The organism is Pseudomonas sp. IT-P294, from assembly GCF_949767865.1.
Classification (GTDB): Bacteria; Pseudomonadota; Gammaproteobacteria; order Pseudomonadales; family Pseudomonadaceae; genus Aquipseudomonas.
In genome coordinates this window covers 184890-206065 of record NZ_CATKQW010000002.1, presented here as the reverse complement: position 1 = coordinate 206065, position 21176 = coordinate 184890, and the positions used below count along the sequence as shown (strand labels likewise).

Here is a 21176-nt window from a genome sequence, read left to right as displayed (position 1 = left end):
AACCCGACTCAGTAAGTGCTCTCCTACCTATGGCTAAAATTATCGGCATCATCGTCGTATTCGCGAGCGTGCTCGGCGGATACGTGCTTTCACACGGCAAGATTGCCGCCCTTATTCAGCCTTTCGAGGTGATGATTATCGGTGGCGCGGCCCTTGGCGCGTTCCTCCAGGCCAACCCTGGTTACATGACCATGCACGTGCTCAAGAAATCCTTGGGCATGTTCAGTTCGCGTTTTACCCACACGTTCTATCTGGAAGTGTTGGGGCTGATTTACGAAATCCTCAACAAGAGCCGTCGCGAAGGCATGATGGCGATTGAAGGCGACATCGAAGATGCCGCCGCGAGCCCGATCTTCGCCAAGTACCCGACGGTCCTGAAAGATGAGCGCATGACCGCGTACATCTGCGATTACCTGCGCATCATGTCCTCCGGCAACATGGCTCCCCATGAGCTTGAAGGCCTGTTCGACATGGAGCTTTACAGCCTCAAGGAAGACCTTGAGCATCCGTCCCACGCGGTGAACGGTATTGCCGACGCCATGCCTGGTTTCGGTATTGTCGCGGCGGTACTCGGTATCGTGGTGACCATGGCTTCCCTGGGTGAAGGCGATCAGAAATCCATCGGCCTGCACGTGGGGGCGGCCCTGGTCGGTACCTTCTTCGGTATTCTCGCAGCTTACGGTTTCTTCGGTCCGCTGGCCCATTCCCTGGCCCACGATGCCAAGGAAGAACTCAACGTCTACGAAGCCATCAAGGCTTCGCTGGTGGCTTCGGCTTCCGGCATGCCGCCATCGCTGGCGGTAGAATTCGGTCGCAAGGTTCTGTACCCGGCGCACCGTCCTAGCTTCGCTGAGCTGGAACAAGCGGTTCGCGGTCGCTAAATCATGGAAAATAACCAGCCGATAATCATCAAGCGCGTCAAGCGCATCGCCGGCGGGCATCACGGGGGCGCCTGGAAAATTGCCTTCGCGGACTTCGCGACGGCGATGATGGCGTTCTTCCTGGTGCTGTGGCTGCTGTCCACCGCAACGCCGGAACAGAAGATCGCCATCGCCGGTTACTTCAAGGACCCGGTCGGCTTCAGCGAAAGCGGCACGCCATTCATCATCGATTTGGGCGGTTCCCCGACCCTCGCGCCGGAGAAAACCCTCAACCCCGAGGTGAAGTCCCAGCCGCAGCCGGACAAAGTCACTGTCGACACCGATCAGGTCGAAGGCATGGCCGAGCAGGTGGAAAAGGAGCGCCTTGAACTGTTGCTGCAAGAGTTGCAGAACAAGGTCGATGAAAATCCGCAGCTGCAAAAATTCAAGGATCAGATCCTGTTCGAAATCACTCCGAACGGCTTGCGCATCCAGATCATGGACGCCGAAAACCGTCCGATGTTTGACTCTGGTTCAGCTCGCCTGAAACCGTATTTCGAAGACATCCTGCTGGCCATGGCTGACACCATCAAAGCGGTGCCGAACAAGATCAGCATCAGCGGCCACACCGATGCCAAGCCTTACACCGGCACGGGCGACTTCGGTAACTGGGAGCTGTCGGCCAACCGAGCCAACGCCGCTCGCCGTGCGCTGGTTGCCGGTAGCTATCCGGATTCGCAGGTTGCTCGCGTTGTGGGTTATGCGTCGTCGGCATTGTTCGATCGCAAGAATCCGTTCAACCCGGTCAACCGTCGTATCGACATCGTCGTGCTGACGAAGAAGGCCCAGGAGGCCATCGAAGGTTCGCAAGGTGCAGAGCCGGCCCCTGCGACGGCGCCGGGTGATGACGCTGCCAAACCGGTTGATCCAAATGCATTGCCACCGGACCAGCAACCGGTACCGGCCCACGAACTGCGCGAACGCTTGAACCTGTTCGAGGATGCGGCGCCGAAACCGGGTGGACCGGCCAAACCGGCTGATTCGCCAAAGCAGTAATCCACAACAATCAAGCCGACAGAGATGTCGGCTTTTTTGTGCACTTCCGATCTAGGGGGGGCATATCCGTTTCTGCGGTAACGGCGGCTATTGGTTCCGCCCTGACGGCGGGTCACTTGGAAGAGCGCCAAGTAACCAAGCGCTTTTGCCCCTGACGTTCGGTGCCTCGCCAAGGCTCGGCATGCCCTCGCTCCGGTCCTGCTCCGTGGGCCCGCCGCCATCGGCCATCCATGGCCGGGGGCGGCTAACCCGGCATCCATGCCGGGTTGCCCACTACGCAGAACCTCCACTCGGCCTCTCGAGGGGGCGTGCACCGCCAAAGCAAAGCGAGGCGGCCTACGGGCCGACCTGATTGCTCAACGCTTGCGCGTAGTGATCGTTCCCACGCTCTGCGTGGGAATGCATCCCGTGACGCTCCGCGTCACCTTGCGCAAGACACGAGCCTGGTGTCGACAGCGGAACGCAGAGCATCCCCGGCGGCATTCCCACGCGGAGCATGGGAACGATCAACAATCGGCTGATTCTCCAAAGCGGTGATCCGCAACAATCAAGCCGACAGAAATGTCGGCTTGATTGTGCCTGTTGTTTCGTCCTGAATCAGGTTCACACCTATTTCAGGACTAGACACTCAGAAACCGCGCTTGATGCGGTTCTTGAGATGGTCGTGGAACAGTTCGGCATTGCGACTGTAGGTGCCGTATAGGGATTCGTTGATCGAATCCAGCGTCATTGAACGCTTGGTTGCCACTTCTTCTCGATAGGCATCGATGAAAAACTCCAGATCCTTGTCGGTGCTGAGCTTTGGCCATTTATCGAGGTACAGCGGCAGTGTCGTCGGCTCTGTCCTGAATGAGCAGATCCGTCGGTTACTGATCGTCGCTTCACCGATTTCAAAGGGCACCCACCAAGACAGTGCGGTCTTGTCCGAGACCACTGCTATCAGATGCGTGCACGCTGTGATGTTGCGGGTGATGACTCCGGTGATGTCGTCAGTGGTCTGTGATTCCGGATCCAGCACGTCAAAGTAGGTCTTGATGTTTGCCTGAATCAGGCGGGAGCTGATGGCGATAGCGTGTGGCCGGTCGGTATGGCGATAGCTAATAAACACTGGCATCAGAAGTGTCCCTTGATTGCGAGTTCGCGGTAATAGGCGCCGAGGGCCGTGAGGCGGCAGCCTGTTGAGTTCAGGGCGGCGTAATACATGTGCTCGGCGTCGACTGGTTCGATCAGGCTGTGGCGATTGCACTTTTGCAGTTGGGCGAACACGTCGCCGTGCTCTGGGTCGTACGAGGCTTCTGTGGGTTCGTAGCTTGGGTCCAGGGCAAAGACATGGCTCGGTTCCGGGAACCAGTCCTTGAGCTTGCGCAGGGTCTCTTCGGCAATCAGTGGCGTGACTTCGCGCAAGGGAACGAACTGCGAGACGTTGGTTTTGAACACGGGCCGTTGTTCCCACGCACCCAGCGCGTTATCGACGAAGGAATACACACTGCCGGGCGTGACCTTGCCCAATACATTGGCGGCTCCGCCATGCAGCGCCTGGAGCAACAGGCCGGTGAAGACGCCGTGGCCGCCACCTTCAAGAGCAACCTGTTCTTTCTTGCAGGCGGTGAGGATGGTCATGCCTTCGCCGATCACGCTGCTGCCGCCCCGCAACCCGCGCATGGCGGCTGCCGCACCGGCCTGACAGCAATCAAGGATGATGATTTTGTTCTTGATCTGGGTGGCGTTGTCCGCCCAGTTCAGGATGTCGCTGATGCGAATGCCTTCGATGCCCTGACCGAAGTCTTGCGGGATCAGCAAGCCCTCGTCGATGCTGGTATCGAACTGGCCGTGGCCGGCAAAGTACAACAGTGCGACATCGCAATCACCGGAAAACAGGCTCTGAATGTGCTGCTTCAACGTGGCATGAGTCAGGTTTTCCTCGGATGAGGTAAGCACCTTGCTGCTGAAATTGGGCCTCCCGTTGGCGTGGCGTTCCAGCACCGAAGCCATGGCCATCGCGTCGTTGTTGCAGCCACTGAGTGGTGAAACGTGGCGGTAGTGATTGATTCCAATGAACAGTCCCTTGCGCATGGTTCAACCCGCCGCGTGAGTGCGAATGGCGCTGATGATGCTGTTGGTGTTCCAGGCGCATTCGGCATGTGCCGCCCGCCGGACCACGGTGGAGATCCGCTCGGCACCAAACGGTTTAACCGCAATGATCACCTTGCCCATGCGCTGGGCGATCTCGATTTCCTTGTTGATCCACTTGCTGTAGGTCGAATACATCCCCGCCATGATCAGCACCGCCGAACAGGGGCGAATCTTGTTTTCGATGGCTTCTTCCAGCGCTGCATCGGTTTTTGCGCCAACGATCGGGTTGTCCGGCGGCACTGAAAAGTTCTTGAACGTGAAGTCGGTTTTCGCGTTCAGCAGGCGCACGAGATTGTCGTGGGCGTGCGGGTAATTCCACGAATGGCTGATGAACAAATGGTAGGTTTGCATGGCTGTCCCTCGGTATCGCCAGAGTGCGAAGAGGGCTTGAATGTATGCACTTGAGTGGCGGCAACAAGGCCTGCGCGGTTAAAGAGACGTGTCCTTCAAGCAGGCGCGAAGAGGCCTGACAGAAAGGTCTGACGTTTAATTCGCAAGGGTTTTTGTAGGACGGACGAGCCACCCACCGCCCCGAAAGGCTCGGGGCGGTGGGCGTGTCTGTTTAGTAGCTGGTTTCGGGCAGGCTGGCGATGATCGAGCGGTAGCTGTTCATCCGTTGCTGCTGCACGCGACCCTCGTCGAGGGCCTTGAGCAGCGCGCAACCCGGTTCGCGATCGTGCTTGCAGTCGCGGAAGCGGCAGGTGCCGATCAGGTCGTTGAACTCGATGAAGCCGGCTTCGACATCGGCACGGCTGACGTGGCCCAGGCCGAATTCGCGGATACCCGGGGAGTCGATCAACTCACCGCCACCGGGGAAGTGGAACAACCGCGCGGTGGTGGTGGTGTGAGTGCCTTGGCCGGACAGCTCGGACAGCGGGCCGACACGGGCTTCGACTTCCGGCAACAGGCTGTTGACCAGCGAGGACTTGCCGACGCCGGACTGGCCGACGAAAACGCTGATGCGTCCGTCCAGTTGCTTCTGCAGTTGCTCCATGCCGTTACCGTGGTGCGCGGAGACTTCCAGCACCGGGTAACCGAGTGTGCGGTAAACCGCCAGCAAGGCGTTCAGCGCCGGGGCGTTCTGCTCGTCGATCAGGTCGAACTTGTTGAGCAGCAGCAGTGGGCGAATCCCGGCATGCTCGGCAGCGACCAGGTAACGGTCGATCAGGTTCGCATGAGGCTCGGGCAGCGGGGCGAAGACAATGACGATCATGTCGACGTTGGCCGCTACCGGCTTGAGCTGGCCACGGCTGTCCGGGCGGCAGAGTTCGGTTTTGCGTGGCAATTGCGCCACGATCACCCCAATGCCCTGGTTGCCTGCACGCCAGACCACCTGATCGCCGGTCACCAGCGCTGGCAGGTTGGCACGCAAGTGGCAGCGGAACACCTGGCCGGCCAAATCGCCATCGAGCGCTTCGACTTCGACCTGCACACCAAAGTGCGCGATCACCAGGCCGGTCTGTTCCGGGCCCAGGTCGCCACCTTCAAGTGCCTCGACAGCCGAGGACTCGCGTTTGGCGGCGCGGGCAGCGCGTTCGCCTTGAATCTTTTCGATGCGCCAGTTTTGACGACGATTGAGTTGGCGTTTGGCCATGGGTGTTCCGTATGAAGAATGCAGCGATTAGGTAAAACGGTCGCGAGTTTAGCACGCCCGGCCGCTGCCCTAGGCTAAACTGCGCAGCATTGCCTAGGAGCCGACACATGCAAAACCCGCAGAATCTGATCTGGATCGACCTGGAAATGACCGGTCTGAACCCTGACACCGACGTCATCATCGAGATGGCCACCATCGTCACCGATAGCGACCTGAACACGTTGGCCGAGGGCCCGGTGATCGCCATCCACCACAGCGACGAGATCCTCGCCGGCATGGATGAGTGGAACACCCGTCAACACGGCGGCTCGGGCCTGACCCAACGGGTTCGCGACAGCCGCATCAGCATGGCCGAAGCCGAAGCGCAGACCATCGCCTTCCTGGAACAATGGGTGCCGAAGGGCAAGTCGCCGATCTGCGGCAACAGCATCTGCCAGGACCGTCGCTTCCTTTATACCCACATGAAATCCCTGGAAAGCTACTTCCACTACCGCAACCTCGACGTGTCGACGCTCAAAGAGCTGGCCGCACGCTGGGCGCCGGATGTGCGCGACAGCTTCAAAAAGGGCAGCACTCACCTGGCCCTGGACGACATCCGCGAATCGATCGCCGAGCTGCAGCACTACCGCAAGCATTTCATCAAGTTCTGATCCATCGGAGCCTGTTCCGGCCCCATCGCGAGCAAGCTCGCTCCCACAGGATTGCGCGGTCCCTGTGGGAGCGAGCTTGCTCGCGATGGGCCAGTACAGTCACCAGTGGCGATTGGCTGGATTCTCTGGCGCCCTCTTTTGGGGCTTCAGTGAAGTGAGTAGACTGCGCGCCTTCCTGCAAGGACCGCCACCATGTTGCTGATGCTTTACCTGATTGCCATCACCGCCGAAGCCATGACTGGCGCCCTGTCTGCGGGTCGGCGAGGCATGGACTGGTTCGGCGTGGTGCTGATTGCTTGCATCACGGCCCTCGGTGGCGGCTCAGTGCGCGACGTGCTGCTCGGCCACTACCCGCTGACGTGGGTCAAGCACCCGGAATACCTGGTGCTGACCTCGATCGCGGCCATGTTCACCGTCTTCGCTGCACGCTGGATGCGTCACCTGCGCTCGCTGTTCCTGGTGCTCGATGCCGTCGGCCTCGTGGCGTTTACCCTGATCGGCTGCATGACCGCCCTGGAAATGGGCCACGGCATGCTGGTGGCCTCGGTCAGCGGCGTGATCACCGGGGTTTTCGGTGGCATCCTGCGCGACATTTTCTGCAACGACATCCCGCTGATCTTCCGGCGCGAGCTGTACGCCAGCGTCTCGTTCGCGGCGGCGTGGTGCTACATGCTCTGCATTTACCTGCAACTGCCGGGCGAACAGGCGATTTTGATCACCCTGTTTGGCGGCTTCCTGTTGCGGTTGCTGGCGATTCGTTTTCACTGGGAAATGCCAAAGTTCGTTTACAACGACGAGGCTTGAAATTACAGGCCGTGTTGCTTCAACGCCCACTCGACGTGTTCACGCACAAGCTCTGAGGGATAGTCGCGGCGCGCCTTCAACGCTTCCAGCACCGGAATGCTCGACGGCGCGTTCCCCAGACCCACCGCCAGGTTTCGCAGCCAGCGCTCGTAACCCGCCCGGCGCAGCGGAGAACCTTCGGTGCTGCTGAGGAATTTGTCCTCATCCCACATGAACAGTTCAGCCAGCTCGGCGTTGTCCAGGTTGTGCCGTGGCTTGAAGTCGCTTTCTCCGGACGGACGGGCGAAGCGGTTCCACGGGCAGACGATCTGGCAGTCATCGCAGCCGAACACCCGATTGCCGATCAGCGGGCGCAAATCTTCCGGGATTGCGCTTTTAAGTTCGATGGTCAGGTACGAGATGCAGCGCCGGGCGTCCAGTACATAGGGGCCGACGAAGGCGTTGGTCGGACAGATGTCCAGGCACGCGGTGCAGCGGCCGCAATGCTCGGTGCTGTGTGGCGGGTCCATCGGCAGCGGCAAATCGACAAAGAGTTCGGCGAGGAAGAAATAACTGCCGGCCTTGCGGTTCAAGACCAGGGTGTTTTTGCCGATCCAGCCAAGACCTGCTTGTTCGGCGATGGCTTTTTCCAGCACCGGAGCGCTGTCGACAAAGGCGCGGTAACCGAATGGCCCAATCACTGCCTGAATTTTTTCGGCCAGTTGTTGCACGCGTTTGCGGATCAATTTGTGGTAATCGCGGCCCAAGGCATAACGCGAGACGTAGGCTTTTGCAGGTTGAGTCAGGCGTTTGGCCATTTCGGTGTCGCCCGGCAGGTAGTCCATGCGCAGGGATACGACTCGAAGTGTGCCGGGCACCAACTCTCCCGGGTGCGAACGTTTGCTGCCGTGGGCGCCCATGTACTCCATTTCGCCGTGGTAGCCGGCCGCAAGCCAGCGTTCCAGGTGCTGTTCGTGCTCGGCGAGGTCCAGGCCGCTGATGCCGACTTGCTGAAAGCCCAGCTCGCGGCCCCAGTCCTTGATGGATTGGGCGAGGGCGGGGAGGTCTGTGTTAATAGCAGGCATGAGGCGAGAGAAACCGGAGCTGAGGTGCGTATAATTCTGCCAGACATCGGAGCCCGAAGACGCATGCCGCACACTAAAGATGATTTACCCGACGCGCTGTACAGCGCCGCGCAAGTGCGAGCCCTCGACGCGAGCCTGATCGCGGCCGGCACGCCGGGCTTCGAATTGATGCAGCGGGCTGCCCGGGCGACCTGGCGTGCGCTGGTCCGTCACTGGCCGACGGCGAACGAATTGACGGTCGTGGCCGGTCGCGGTAACAACGCCGGCGACGGTTATCTGGTGGCGGTGCTGGCCCGGCGTGCCGGCTGGCACGTGCGGGTGTTGGCGGTGGGCGATCCCCTGCATTTGCAGGGCGATGCGGCGTTGGCTCACGCCGAGGCCGTTTCGGAAGGCGTCGCCGTACAAGCCTGGGCCCCGCACTCCGAGCTGCGGGGTGTGGTGTTGGACGCCTTGCTCGGCACCGGTCTGACCGGTGAAGTGCGAGAGCCCTATGCCAGCGCAATCACAGCGATCAATGCCAGTGGCTTGCCTGTGGCGGCGGTGGATATTCCTTCCGGACTGAGTGCCGATACCGGGCGCGTACTCGGCGTGGCCATTCGTGCTGATCTGACCGTGACCTTCATTGGTTTGAAGCTGGGGCTGTTTACCGGTGACGCGGCGGATGGGGTGGGGGAGCTGGTTTTCAATGATCTGCAAGCGAGCGCCGAGACCATCAGTGGGGTCGCTGTCAGCGCTTGCCGTCTGTCGACCGGTAACCTGCCGCGTCTGCCGAGCCGTGCGCCAACATCGCACAAAGGCAAATTCGGCCATGTTTTGCTGATTGGCGGTGACCGTGGCTTGGGTGGCGCGATCCTGCTGAGTTCGCAAAGTGCCCTGCGCAGCGGTGCGGGCATGGTGTCCGTGGCCACGCGCAGTGAACATGTTCCGGCGGCGTTGGCGAGACTCCCTGAGGTGATGGTGCTCGGGGTTTCGTCGGCCAATCAGCTGATGGGACTGCTTCAAAAGGTTTCCGTACTGGTGGTCGGCCCGGGCCTGGGCCAGACTTCCTGGGGGCGCAGCCTATTGTCGGCGGCGGCCAATGCACCGTTGCCGCAAGTCTGGGATGCCGATGCGCTGAATCTGCTGGCGCAAGGGCAGGTGAGCTTGCCCAAGGATTGCGTGATCACGCCGCATCCAGGGGAAGCGGCGCGTTTATTGGGAATTAGCACCGCCGAGGTTCAGGCCGATCGGCCGGCAGCGGCCCATGCGCTGAGCAAAAAATATACAGCAGTAGTGATTTTGAAAGGTGCCGGCAGTCTGGTCGCCTGTCCTGACGGGCGACTGGCGGTGTGTCATCAGGGCCATCCGGCAATGGCTGCCGCTGGTTTGGGCGACGTGCTGGCCGGTCTGGTTGGCGCACTGCTGGCCCAAGGCATGGACACGTTCGACGCTGCTTGCCTGGCGGTCTGGTTGCACGCCAATGCTGGCGCGCAAGTCGGTAAATCGGGCCGTGGGCTGGCGGCCAGTGATCTGATCCCGGCCATTCGTCAGTTGTTGGAGGAGCAAGCACCGTGTCTGAAGTAACCCTGTATCTGGCTGATGAAGAGGCGATGACCGCATTTGGCGAACGCATTGCAAAAACCACCCAAGGGCACGGTCTGATTTTTCTGGAAGGGGATCTGGGGGCGGGGAAAACCACGCTGTCACGGGGCATCATCCGTGGCCTGGGGCACGTCGGGGCGGTCAAGAGCCCGACGTTCACCTTGGTCGAGCCCTACGAAATCGGCGACATCCGGGCCTTCCATTTCGACCTCTATCGACTGGTCGACCCTGAGGAGCTGGAGTACCTGGGCATCCGCGATTATTTCGAAGACGATGCGCTTTGCCTGATCGAATGGCCCCAGAAGGGTGCAGGCTTTTTGCCAAAGCCCGACCTGACCATTACCATTAGCCCGCAAGACAGCGGGCGTTCGCTGAAAATTTTGTCCCAAGGCTCGCGTGGCGAGTCGTGGTGTGCCGTTTTGGCATTGGAAACCAATTAAATGATGGGGTTAGGTATGCGCTTTCGCGCGATGGTAGCTGCCGTAGGTATGTTGTTTTTGGCGGTGACCGTCGACGCTGTGGCCGAGACAAAGGTCAACAGCGTTCGCCTGTGGCGGGCTCCGGACAACACACGGTTGGTGTTCGACCTGACGGGGCCGGTGCAACACAGCGTATTCACTTTGAGCGCCCCGGACCGGCTGGTCATCGATATCAATGGCGCGACCCTTGCTGCGCCGCTGAAGCTCAACACCTCGAACACCCCGATCACCGCCATGCGTTCGGCCCAGCGCACGCCGACGGACCTGCGGGTGGTCATCGACCTGAAAAAAGCCGTCACCCCGAAAAGTTTTACCTTGGCGCCAAACGCCCAATACGGCAATCGCCTGGTGGTCGACCTGTTCGATAGCGCCGATGCCGCCGCGCCAATTCCCGTGCCAACCAACGTTGCGACAGTAGCGCCAGTTCCGGTGACTCCGGTGACTCCGACGGAGCCAGCAGTGAAGCTGCCGCCCGCACCGGCTGGCAAGCGCGACATCTTGGTGGTGATCGACGCCGGCCACGGTGGAGAAGACCCGGGCGCCTCAGGTTCTCGCGGCCAGAAGGAAAAAGACGTGGTATTGGCCATCGCCCGTGAATTGCAGCGTCAAGTCAACGGCATGAAAGGCTTCCGCGCAGAACTGACCCGCACCGGTGACTACTTCATTCCGTTGCGCGGCCGTACTGAAATCGCCCGCAAGAAGGGCGCTGACCTGTTCGTTTCGATCCACGCCGACGCCGCGCCTTCGGCTGCTGCCTTCGGTGCATCGGTGTTTGCCTTGTCCGATCGCGGCGCGACGTCGGAGACCGCCCGTTGGCTGGCCGACAGCGAAAACCGTTCCGACTTGATCGGCGGCGCCGGCAACGTCAGCCTTGACGACAAGGACCGTATGCTTGCGGGCGTATTGCTGGACTTGTCGATGACCGCTTCCCTGACCTCCAGCCTGAACGTTGGCCAGAAGGTTCTGAGCAACATTGGCCGGGTCACGCCGTTGCACAAGCAGCGCGTGGAACAAGCCGGGTTCATGGTGCTGAAGTCGCCGGACATTCCATCGATCCTGGTCGAAACCGGGTTCATCTCCAATGCCAACGAAGCGTCCAAGCTAGCGGCAGCGAATCACCAGCAGGCGCTGGCGCGTTCGATCAGCAGTGGCGTGCGTCAGTTCTTCCAGCAGAACCCACCGCCGGGTACTTACATCGCCTGGTTGCGTGACTCCGGGAAAATCGTGCAAGGCCCTCGCGATCACCGGGTGAGCCCGGGCGAGACACTGGCGATGATCGCGGTGCGTTATCAGGTATCGCCGGCCACGCTGCGCAGCGCCAACAACCTGCAAAGCGATGAGCTGAAAATCGGTCAGACCTTGACCATTCCTGGCACCGAACTGGCGGCCAAGGAATGAATCAGGTGGTGACCCCGGCAGCTCGCATCGAGCTGCTCAGCCCAAGGCTGGCGAACCAGATTGCCGCGGGTGAGGTGGTTGAGCGCCCGGCGTCGGTGATCAAGGAGCTGCTGGAAAACAGCCTCGACTCCGGTGCACGACGCATCGATGTGGACGTGGAGCAGGGCGGCGTCAAGTTGCTGCGGGTTCGCGACGATGGCAGCGGCATTTCTGCCGATGATTTGCCGTTGGCCCTGGCGCGACACGCCACCAGCAAGATTCGTAACCTCGAAGACCTCGAGCAAGTCATGAGTCTCGGGTTTCGCGGTGAGGCCCTCGCTTCGATCAGCTCCGTTGCGCGCCTGACCCTGACGTCCCGCACCAAGGATGCCGATCAGGCCTGGCAGGTCGAGACCGAAGGTCGGGACATGGCGCCTCGCGTGCAGCCTGCAGCCCATCCGGTGGGCACCTCGGTCGAAGTGCGCGACCTGTTTTTCAACACCCCGGCGCGACGCAAATTCCTCAAGACTGAAAAAACCGAATTCGATCACCTGCAAGAAGTGATCAAGCGTCTGGCGTTGGCGCGTTTCGACGTGGCGTTCCATTTGCGCCACAACGGCAAGACCATCCTCAGTCTGCACGAAGCCCATGACGACGCGGCCCGTGCCCGGCGTGTGGCGGCCATCTGCGGTTCCGGTTTCCTCGAGCAGGCGCTGCCGATCGAAATCGAGCGCAATGGTCTGCACTTGTGGGGGTGGGTCGGGTTACCGACGTTCAACCGCAGCCAGGCGGACTTGCAGTATTTCTTCGTCAATGGCCGTGCGGTCCGCGACAAGCTGGTGGCCCATGCGGTACGCCAGGCCTATCGCGACGTGTTGTTCAATGGCCGGCACCCGACGTTCGTGCTGTTTTTCGAAGTCGATCCGGCGGGCGTCGACGTCAACGTCCACCCGACCAAACACGAAGTACGCTTCCGTGACGGGCGCATGGTCCATGATTTCCTCTATGGCACCTTGCACCGCGCCTTGGGCGATGTGCGTCCGGAAGATCATTTGGCTAGCCCGGTGGCGACCGCCATCGTGCGACCCACCGGCATCGATGCTGGCGAATTCGGTCCACAGGGCGAAATGCGCCTGGCGGCCAATGCCTTGCTGGAACAGCCTCAGGCGCAGCCGTCGTTCAACACGCCGGCCGGCTCGGGCGCAGGCGCGGGTTATCAGTATCAATACACCCCCCGGCCTCAGTCCGGTGTCCCGGTGGCTGAAGCGCAGGCTGCATACCGCGAATTTTTTGCACCGCTGCCAGAAGCCAACGCCGTCGCATTACCGGCCGGACAGGACGATATTCCGCCGCTGGGTTATGCGCTGGCGCAGCTCAAAGGCATCTACATCCTTTCGGAAAACGCCCAGGGCCTGGTGCTGGTGGACATGCACGCCGCTCATGAGCGAATCATGTACGAGCGCCTGAAAGTCGCCATGGCCAGTGAAGGGCTGAGTGGCCAGCCTTTGCTGGTGCCGGAATCCCTGGCGGTCAGCCAGCGCGAAGCCGATTGCGCCGAAGAAAACGTCGCCTGGTTCCAGCGCCTGGGCTTTGAACTGCAGCGCTTGGGCCCGGAAACACTGGCCATCCGGCAAATCCCCGCGTTGCTGAAACAGGCCGAGGCCAACCGACTGGTTAGCGATGTGTTGGCGGATTTGATGGAATACGGCACCAGCGACCGGATTCAGGCGCACCTGAACGAACTGCTCGGCACGATGGCCTGTCACGGCGCGATTCGGGCGAATCGGCGACTGGCGCTGCCGGAGATGAACGGTCTGCTGCGCGACATGGAAAACACCGAGCGTAGCGGTCAATGCAACCATGGCCGACCGACCTGGACCCAACTGGGCCTGGACGATCTGGACAAACTGTTTTTGCGCGGTCGTTGATGAGCCAGCTCCCTCCTGCGATTTTCCTGATGGGCCCGACCGCCGCCGGCAAGACCGACCTGGCCATTGAACTCACCAAGGTCCTGCCTTGCGAGCTGATCAGTGTCGATTCAGCGCTGGTTTACCGCGGCATGGACATCGGCACCGCCAAGCCTTCCAGAGAATTGTTGGCCGAATTCCCACACCGTCTGATCGATATTCTCGACCCGGCAGAGAGTTATTCGGCAGCGGATTTTCGTCGTGACGCCCTGGAAGCAATGGCCGAGATCACCGCACGGGGTAAAATTCCGCTGCTGGTAGGCGGCACAATGCTCTATTACAAGGCTTTGGTCGAAGGCCTGGCGGACATGCCGGCTGCTGATCCCGATGTCCGGGCGCAGATTGAAGAAGAGGCTGCACGCCTCGGCTGGCCTGCGCTGCACGAACAATTGGCGGTCATCGACCCGGTCTCTGCCGCGCGTATTCATCCGAACGATCCCCAGCGGCTCAGTCGAGCGCTGGAAGTTTATCGCGTCAGTGGTCAGAGCATGACTGAGCTCAGGTTGCGACAATCTGCGCAAAGTACTGAAGCAGCCGCTTCGGGACTGCAACAATTGCCCTATACTGTCGCGAACTTGGCCATTGCTCCGGCAAATCGCCAAGTACTGCACGAGCGAATTAAACAAAGATTCACGAACATGTTGGAACAGGGATTCATTGACGAGGTCGTAGCCCTGCGTAAACGCAGTGACCTGCATTCAGGGTTGCCGTCTATACGTGCGGTAGGCTATCGACAAGTCTGGGACTACCTGGATGGCAAGCTGACGCAAGCCGAGATGCAGGAGCGTGGAATCATTGCCACGCGCCAATTGGCAAAGCGCCAGTTCACCTGGCTGCGCAGCTGGGCTGATTTACACTGGTTGGACAGCCTGGATTGCGACAATCTGCCGCGCGCCTTGAAATACCTGGGGACCATCTCCATATTGAGCTGAGTCCTTGCAATTGCCGTCTATCCTTGGGGGTGTGACGGCCACAAGTCATCTGTTTACCTATTTTTTATATTGAATCCTTAAAGGAGTGCGGCACATGTCAAAAGGGCATTCGCTACAAGACCCTTACTTGAATACTTTACGTAAAGAGAAAGTTGGGGTGTCCATCTACCTGGTCAACGGGATCAAACTGCAAGGCACGATCGAGTCTTTCGACCAGTTCGTTATCCTGCTGAAAAACACCGTCAGCCAGATGGTTTACAAACACGCTATCTCTACAGTGGTGCCGGTTCGTCCAATTCGTCTGCCTAGCGCAACCGAATCCGAAGCAGGTGACGCTGAGCCAGGTAACGCCTGATAGGAGTCTCCTTTGTTCTTTGAGCGCCACGGTGGTGGTGAGCGAGTAATCCTCGTTCACTTGGATGGACAGGACCCTGAGGCGCGCGAAGATCCGCAGGAGTTTCAGGAATTGGCTAATTCGGCTGGCGCCGAGACCGTTGCGTTTTTTAACGTGCCGCGTCATCGGCCAACCGCCAAATTCCTGATTGGCAGCGGCAAGGTCGAGGAACTGCGCGACCTGGTCCATGCCGAAAAGGCAGATCTGGTGATTTTCAATCACATCCTCACGCCCAGTCAGGAACGTAACCTCGAACGTGTTTTCGAGTGTCGCGTGATCGACCGTACCGGTCTGATTCTCGATATTTTTGCCCAGCGCGCCCGTACCCATGAAGGCAAGCTCCAGGTAGAACTGGCCCAGCTTGACCACATGAGCACCCGGCTGGTTCGTGGCTGGACTCACCTTGAGCGTCAGGGTGGCGGTATCGGTATGCGTGGCCCGGGTGAAACCCAGCTGGAAACCGACCGCCGCTTGCTGCGGGTTCGCCTGAGACAGATCAAGGGCCGACTGGAAAAAGTGCGCAGCCAGCGCGAACAGTCGCGACGCGGCCGTTCGCGTGCGGATATTCCTACCGTGTCCCTGGTGGGGTACACCAACGCCGGCAAATCCACGCTCTTCAATAACGTGACGAAATCCGACGTGTACGCGGCTGACCAGTTGTTTGCCACGCTGGACCCGACCTTGCGCCGTCTGGAAATCGACGACCTGGGGCCGATTGTCCTGGCCGACACTGTGGGTTTCATACGTCATTTGCCCCACAAACTGGTCGAGGCGTTTCGGTCTACGCTCGAAGAGTCGAGCAACTCGGACCTGCTGCTGCACGTGATCGATGCGGCCGAACCGGATCGCATGTTGCAGATCGAGCAGGTGATGGTGGTACTGGGCGAGATCGGTGCCCAGGACTTGCCGATCCTCGAGGTATACAACAAACTCGATTTGCTTGAGGGCGTTGAGCCACAGATCCAGCGCGATGCCGATGGCAAACCGCTGCGGGTCTGGTTGTCGGCCAAGGACGGTACAGGTCTGGACCTGCTCAAGCAGGCCGTGGCCGAACTGCTCGGCAATGATTTGTTTGTTGGCACCTTGCGCTTGCCGCAACGTTTTGCTCGACTGCGTGCGCAGTTTTTCGAAGCCGGTGCGGTACAGAAAGAAGAACACGACGAAGAAGGCGTCAGCCTGCTGGCCGTTCGTTTGCCACGAATCGAGTTGAATCGACTGGTGAGCCGCGAAGGATTGCAGCCGATGGACTTCATCGAGCAACACACTTTGCAATAAAAGCCTGAGAAAGCGGTTGTGCCGTGGTGACAGGCATTCTGTAGCATTGGTCGGCGCGCCGTGGGTGCGTCTTTGCTTTATCAGATGGAGAGCGCTATGGCTTGGAATGAGCCGGGTGGCAACTCGAATAATCAGGATCCTTGGGGTGGCAAGCGCCGCAATAACGGCGACCGCAAGGGACCACCGGATCTCGACGAGGCCTTCCGAAAGCTGCAGGAAAGCCTGAACGGGTTGTTCGGTGGTGGTAAGAAACGCGGTGATGACGGCGGTGGTCCGGGCAGGAGTGGTGGCTTCGGCGGCCTGCTCGGCATCGGCCTTGTCGTGCTGGCAGCTATTTGGCTGTACAGCGCAGTCTATGTAGTCGACGAGCAGGAGCAAGCCGTGGTGCTGCGCTTCGGCAAGTACTACGAGACGGTCGGCCCAGGCTTGAACATCTACTTCCCGCCGATCGATCACAAGTACCTGGAAAACGTCACGCGTGAGCGTGCCTATACCAAGCAGGGTCAAATGCTGACTGAGGACGAGAACATCGTCGAAGTGCCGTTGACCGTGCAGTACAAGATCAGCAACCTGCAGGATTTCGTGCTGAGCGTCGATCAGCCGGAAATCAGCCTGCAGCACGCGACCGAAAGTGCATTGCGCCATGTCGTGGGTTCCACGGCGATGGACCAGGTGCTGACCGAAGGTCGTGAATTGATGGCCAGCGAAATCAAGGAGCGTCTGCAACGCTTCATGGATACCTATCGCACCGGCATCACTGTCACCCAGGTCAACGTACAGAGCGCAGCTGCACCGCGTGAAGTACAGGAAGCCTTCGATGACGTGATCCGTGCCCGTGAAGACGAGCAGCGTTCGCGTAACCAGGCTGAAACCTATGCCAACGGCGTCGTGCCGGAAGCCCGTGGTCAGGCCCAGCGCATCCTTGAAGATGCCAACGGTTACCGTGACGAAACGGTATCGCGCGCCAAGGGTGAAGCGGATCGCTTTACCAAGTTGGTGGCCGAATATCGCAAGGCGCCTGAAGTCACCCGCGAGCGTCTGTACCTGGACACCATGCAGGAAGTCTTCAGCAATACCAGCAAGGTCCTCGTGACTGGCAACAAGAATGGCCAGAGCAATCTGCTGTACTTGCCGCTGGACAAGATGGTCGAAAGTGGTCGCAACACCAGTACTCCGGTGACCGGTGCGGCAGCTACCAGCAACGAAGCGAATACGCGTGCAGCAGCTGATCTGCAGCAGCCGGCACGTACCAGGGAGAGTCGCTGATGAGCAATAAATCGCTGATCGCCCTTATTGTCGGCGTCGTCGTGGCGATCGCAGCCTGGAACTGCTTCTACATCGTGGCTCAGACCGAGCGTGCGGTGCTGCTGCAGTTCGGTCGTGTGGTTCAGGCTGACGTTCAACCAGGCTTGCACGTGAAGGTGCCTTACGTTAACCAGGTGCGTAAATTCGACGCACGCCTGATGACGCTGGATGCACCGACACAACGCTTCCTGACGCTGGAAAAGAAAGCCGTCATGGTTGATGCCTACGCCAAGTGGCGCGTGAAAGATGCCGAGCGCTTCTACACCGCGACCTCCGGCCTCAAGCAGATTGCTGACGAACGTCTTTCCCGTCGTCTGGAATCGGGCCTGCGTGACCAGTTCGGCAAGCGTACGCTGCATGAAGTGGTATCCGGTGAGCGCGATGCGCTGATGACCGATATCACCGCATCGTTGAACAAGATGGCGGAAAAAGAGTTGGGCATCGAAGTCGTCGATGTCCGGGTCAAGGCTATCGACCTGCCGAAGGAAGTGAACCGCAGCGTTTTCGAACGCATGAGTTCCGAGCGTGAGCGTGAAGCTCGCGAGCACCGCGCCAAGGGTAACGAACTGGCAGAAGGCATCCGTGCCGACGCCGATCGTCAACGCCGCGTGCTGCTGGCTGAAGCCTATCGTGAATCCGAAGAAGTTCGCGGTGACGGTGATGCCCAGGCCGCTGCAATCTACTCCAAGGCCTACGGCCAGGATCAGGAGTTCTACGGTTTCTATCGTAGCCTGCGCGCCTACCGTGAAAGCTTCGCGAACAAATCCGACGTCATGGTCCTGGACCCAAGCAGTGACTTCTTCCGTTACCTGGAAAAAGCCAAGCCTTGATACGACGTTGACCTGAATCATCCCCCGCCTGGCGGCTAAAGCCTCGGGCGGGGTGATCCTTTGGGAAAACGTGTGTATGATGCGGCAGCCGGGAAATTCCCGGCTTTTTTGCGTCTGCACGTTTGATTGCTGTTTTTTGTTTTATGCAGGCACAACAGGTTTTTCGAGGAAAGTGGTAGGGCGAAGCCGGTTTCAGGCTTTTCGCCACGTTGTTTATGCGCGTTGTTTGCACATGAGCCGATCATTTTCTGCTTCACTCAAGGCTCGCCCAACGGCTTGCCGCCCGGATCATAGGGGAATGGCGTAATGGCAACGGTAGACCGCTGGCTGCTGCCAGATGGCATCGAAGAAGTACTGCCACCAGAAGCCGCGCGTATTGAAGTCGCGCGTCGTCAGGTGTTGGATCTGTTCCAGAGCTGGGGTTACGAGTTTGTCGTGACTCCCCATATCGAGTACCTGGAATCCCTGCTGACCGGTGCGGGTTCGGATCTCGATCTGCGTACCTTCAAGGTCATTGACCCGCAATCGGGCCGGCAGATGGGTTTCCGTGCCGACATCACGCCGCAAGTGGCGCGCATTGATGCGCACACCCTGCGTCGCGAAGGGCCGAGTCGCCTGTGCTATGCCGGTAGCGTATTGCATGCTCAGCCGCGGGCCTTGTCATCCTCGCGCAGCCCGATTCAACTGGGCGCCGAGTTGTACGGCGATGCCAGCCCGAGCAGCGACGTGGAAGTCATCAGCCTGATGCTGGCCATGTTGCAACTGGCCGATGTGCCGGATGTACACATGGACCTCGGTCATGTGGGGATCTATCGCGGCCTGGCCCGCGCCGCCGGTTTGTCCGGTGAAGTCGAGCAGCAGTTGTTCGATGCGTTGCAACGTAAAGCCATCGACGAGGTCATTACCTTGACCGAAGGCTTGCCTGCCGATCTGTCGGGCATGCTGCGAGCGTTGGTCGACCTGTGTGGCGGTCGTGAAGTATTGAGCGCTGCCCGCGAGCGTCTGGCGGCTGCGCCGGCGCCGGTGTTGGCGGCGCTGGATGATTTGCTGGCGATTGCCGAGCGTCTTTCCGTGCGATTCCCGGAGTTGCCGCTGTATTTCGACCTCGGTGAGTTGCGCGGTTATCACTACCACACCGGTGTAGTGTTCGCGGTGTTCGTGCCGGGTGTTGGCCAGTCCATTGCCCAGGGTGGTCGTTACGACGACATCGGCGCCGATTTCGGTCGCGCGCGTCCGGCCACCGGATTTTCCACCGATTTAAAAACCCTGGTGACCCTGGGGCGTGCTGAGATCAAGTTACCGTCTGGCGGTATCTGGATGCCTGACAGTACGGATGCGGCACTCTGGCAGCAGGTTTGCCAGTTGCGCAGTGAGGGTCAGCGTGTCGTTCAGGCATTGCCTGGGCAACCTTTGGCCGCCGCCCGTGAAGCGGACTGCGACCGGCAATTGATTCAGCAGAACGGGCTTTGGCAAGTATTGCCGCTGGCTTCTTGAGTTTTCCTGCCGGCTCGCCGCCGGCACCAAGTTTGCGCGAATGAGGACAAGTGTTATGGGTAAGAATGTCGTAGTCCTGGGCACCCAATGGGGTGATGAGGGCAAAGGCAAGATCGTTGATCTGCTGACCGAACATGCTGCCGCCGTAGTGCGCTACCAGGGTGGCCACAACGCTGGTCACACGCTGGTGATCGACGGCGAGAAAACCGTCTTGCACCTGATCCCGTCGGGCGTGCTGCGCGAAGGCGTTCAGTGCCTGATCGGCAACGGCGTGGTGGTTGCACCCGATGCTCTGCTGCGGGAAATCATCAAGCTGGAAGAGAAAGGCGTACCGGTGCGTGAGCGCCTGCGTATCAGCCCGTCCTGCCCGCTGATCCTGTCCTATCACGTCGCGCTGGACCAGGCCCGTGAAAAGGCTCGTGGCGAGCTGAAGATCGGTACTACCGGTCGCGGCATCGGCCCGGCGTACGAAGACAAGGTTGCACGTCGTGGCCTGCGCATCGGTGACCTGTTCCACCGTGAGCGTTTCGCCGCCAAGCTGGGCGAGTTGCTGGATTACCACAACTTCGTGCTGGTCAATTACTACAAAGAGCCGGCCATCGACTTCCAGAAAACTCTTGATGAGTGCATGGAATACGCCGAGCTGCTCAAGCCGATGATGCTCGACGTCACCGCTGAGCTGCACGAGCTGCGTCGCGCTGGCAAAGACATCATGTTCGAAGGCGCCCAGGGCTCCTTGCTGGACATCGACCACGGTACTTACCCGTACGTCACCAGCTCCAACACCACCGCAGGCGGCATCGCCACTGGTTCCGGTTTTGGCCCGATGTACCTGGATTACATCCTGGGCATCACCAAGGCCTATACCACTCGCGTCGGTTCGGGTCCTTTCCCGACTGAGCTGTTCGACGACGTGGGTGCATTCCTGGCCAAGCGTGGTCACGAGTTCGGTGCTACCACTGGCCGTGCCCGTCGTTGCGGCTGGTTCGATGCCGTCATCCTGCGCCGCGCCATCGACGTCAACAGCATCTCGGGCCTGTGCCTGACCAAGCTGGACGTGCTGGACGGCCTGGAAACCATCAACATCTGTGTTGGCTACAAGAACCAGGATGGTGCAGTGATCGACGCACCGACTGATGCCGACAGCTACATCGGCCTGGAGCCGGTGTACGAAGAGATGCCGGGCTGGACCGAATCCACCGTTGGTGCCAAGACGCTGGAAGAGCTGCCGCAAGCTGCTCGCAACTACATCAAACGCGTTGAAGAGTTGGTCGGTGCGCCGATTGACATTATTTCGACGGGCCCGGACCGCAACGAAACCATCGTTCTGCGTCACCCGTTCGCTTAATAAGTCGTTGATGTAAAACACAAAGGGCCCCTT

The 21176-nt window shown here is 59.9% G+C and carries 20 protein-coding genes; 15 read left to right on the top strand and 5 right to left on the bottom strand.

Annotated elements, in window-relative coordinates; genetic code table 11:
• Positions 1–29 precede the first annotated feature (29 nt).
• Both motA and motB read left to right on the top strand, forming a co-directional pair.
• A complete protein-coding gene (motA, locus tag ACM6I0_RS02170) occupies positions 30–881 on the top strand; it encodes a flagellar motor stator protein MotA (protein ID WP_222589527.1) in 852 nt (283 codons plus the stop codon).
• 3 nt (positions 882–884) lie between these two features.
• Complete coding sequence (motB, locus tag ACM6I0_RS02165) at positions 885–1916, top strand: flagellar motor protein MotB (RefSeq protein WP_285431777.1); 1032 nt, start codon at positions 885–887, stop codon at positions 1914–1916.
• A gap of 628 nt (positions 1917–2544) precedes the next feature.
• Here motB and ACM6I0_RS02160 read toward each other — a convergent pair.
• The 4 genes from ACM6I0_RS02160 to rsgA all read right to left on the bottom strand — a co-directional run bounded on the left by ACM6I0_RS02160 (position 2545) and on the right by rsgA (position 5643).
• On the bottom strand, positions 2545–3030 hold the full coding sequence (locus ACM6I0_RS02160) for a toll/interleukin-1 receptor domain-containing protein (RefSeq protein ID WP_285431778.1): 486 nt from the start codon (positions 3028–3030) through the stop codon (positions 2545–2547).
• Complete coding sequence (locus ACM6I0_RS02155) at positions 3030–3989, bottom strand: caspase family protein (protein WP_285431779.1); 960 nt, start codon at positions 3987–3989, stop codon at positions 3030–3032. The genes ACM6I0_RS02160 and ACM6I0_RS02155 overlap by 1 nt, the downstream gene beginning before the upstream one ends.
• A gap of 3 nt (positions 3990–3992) precedes the next feature.
• Entirely contained in the window at positions 3993–4400 is a 408-nt protein-coding gene (locus ACM6I0_RS02150; protein ID WP_285431780.1) for a TIR domain-containing protein, read from the bottom strand.
• Positions 4401–4611: 211 nt separating this feature from the next.
• The gene (rsgA, locus tag ACM6I0_RS02145) at positions 4612–5643 is read right to left on the bottom strand and encodes a small ribosomal subunit biogenesis GTPase RsgA (RefSeq protein WP_285431781.1); all 1032 of its coding nucleotides are present in this window, start codon (positions 5641–5643) and stop codon (positions 4612–4614) included.
• A 107-nt stretch (positions 5644–5750) separates the two neighbouring features.
• Here rsgA and orn point away from each other — a divergent pair, with 107 nt between their 5' ends.
• Together orn and ACM6I0_RS02135 are read left to right on the top strand one after the other, a co-directional pair.
• On the top strand, positions 5751–6293 hold the full coding sequence (orn, locus tag ACM6I0_RS02140; RefSeq protein WP_090176271.1) for an oligoribonuclease: 543 nt from the start codon (positions 5751–5753) through the stop codon (positions 6291–6293).
• Between the two features lie 192 nt (positions 6294–6485).
• Positions 6486–7097, top strand: a complete 612-nt coding sequence (locus ACM6I0_RS02135) for a trimeric intracellular cation channel family protein (protein WP_007945604.1) — start codon at positions 6486–6488, stop codon at positions 7095–7097.
• A 2-nt stretch (positions 7098–7099) separates the two neighbouring features.
• Here the strand turns inward: ACM6I0_RS02135 and queG are convergent, their stop codons facing one another.
• Positions 7100–8161 (bottom strand): tRNA epoxyqueuosine(34) reductase QueG, encoded by a 1062-nt coding sequence (gene queG, locus ACM6I0_RS02130; RefSeq protein ID WP_285431782.1) that lies wholly within the window; start codon positions 8159–8161, stop codon positions 7100–7102.
• A gap of 63 nt (positions 8162–8224) precedes the next feature.
• Here queG and ACM6I0_RS02125 point away from each other — a divergent pair, with 63 nt between their 5' ends.
• The 11 genes from ACM6I0_RS02125 to ACM6I0_RS02075 all read left to right on the top strand — a co-directional run bounded on the left by ACM6I0_RS02125 (position 8225) and on the right by ACM6I0_RS02075 (position 21143).
• Entirely contained in the window at positions 8225–9724 is a 1500-nt protein-coding gene (locus tag ACM6I0_RS02125) for an NAD(P)H-hydrate dehydratase (RefSeq protein ID WP_285431783.1), read from the top strand.
• Entirely contained in the window at positions 9712–10182 is a 471-nt protein-coding gene (gene tsaE, locus ACM6I0_RS02120) for a tRNA (adenosine(37)-N6)-threonylcarbamoyltransferase complex ATPase subunit type 1 TsaE (RefSeq protein ID WP_285431784.1), read from the top strand. The genes ACM6I0_RS02125 and tsaE overlap by 13 nt, the downstream gene beginning before the upstream one ends.
• A gap of 48 nt (positions 10183–10230) precedes the next feature.
• The gene (locus ACM6I0_RS02115) at positions 10231–11619 is read left to right on the top strand and encodes an N-acetylmuramoyl-L-alanine amidase (RefSeq protein ID WP_414921374.1); all 1389 of its coding nucleotides are present in this window, start codon (positions 10231–10233) and stop codon (positions 11617–11619) included.
• 8 nt (positions 11620–11627) lie between these two features.
• Positions 11628–13526, top strand: a complete 1899-nt coding sequence (gene mutL, locus ACM6I0_RS02110) for a DNA mismatch repair endonuclease MutL (RefSeq protein WP_285431973.1) — start codon at positions 11628–11630, stop codon at positions 13524–13526.
• Positions 13526–14497 carry a tRNA (adenosine(37)-N6)-dimethylallyltransferase MiaA gene (miaA, locus tag ACM6I0_RS02105; RefSeq protein ID WP_414921359.1) on the top strand — a complete coding sequence of 324 codons (972 nt, stop codon included), beginning with the start codon at positions 13526–13528 and terminating at the stop codon, positions 14495–14497. The genes mutL and miaA overlap by 1 nt, the downstream gene beginning before the upstream one ends.
• A 94-nt stretch (positions 14498–14591) precedes the next feature.
• Entirely contained in the window at positions 14592–14852 is a 261-nt protein-coding gene (hfq, locus tag ACM6I0_RS02100) for an RNA chaperone Hfq (RefSeq protein WP_007902656.1), read from the top strand.
• Positions 14853–14864: 12 nt separating this feature from the next.
• Entirely contained in the window at positions 14865–16166 is a 1302-nt protein-coding gene (hflX, locus tag ACM6I0_RS02095) for a ribosome rescue GTPase HflX (protein WP_285431786.1), read from the top strand.
• Between the two features lie 96 nt (positions 16167–16262).
• Positions 16263–17432, top strand: a complete 1170-nt coding sequence (gene hflK / locus ACM6I0_RS02090) for an FtsH protease activity modulator HflK (protein WP_285431787.1) — start codon at positions 16263–16265, stop codon at positions 17430–17432.
• Positions 17432–18301 (top strand): protease modulator HflC, encoded by an 870-nt coding sequence (gene hflC, locus ACM6I0_RS02085; RefSeq protein WP_059405812.1) that lies wholly within the window; start codon positions 17432–17434, stop codon positions 18299–18301. Before hflK ends, hflC begins: the two co-directional genes overlap by 1 nt.
• 306 nt (positions 18302–18607) lie before the next feature.
• Positions 18608–19795, top strand: coding sequence for an ATP phosphoribosyltransferase regulatory subunit (locus ACM6I0_RS02080; protein WP_285431789.1), 1188 nt, complete (start codon positions 18608–18610; stop codon positions 19793–19795).
• A gap of 55 nt (positions 19796–19850) precedes the next feature.
• Positions 19851–21143 (top strand): adenylosuccinate synthase, encoded by a 1293-nt coding sequence (locus ACM6I0_RS02075; protein WP_010464193.1) that lies wholly within the window; start codon positions 19851–19853, stop codon positions 21141–21143.
• Positions 21144–21176: the final 33 nt, after the last annotated feature.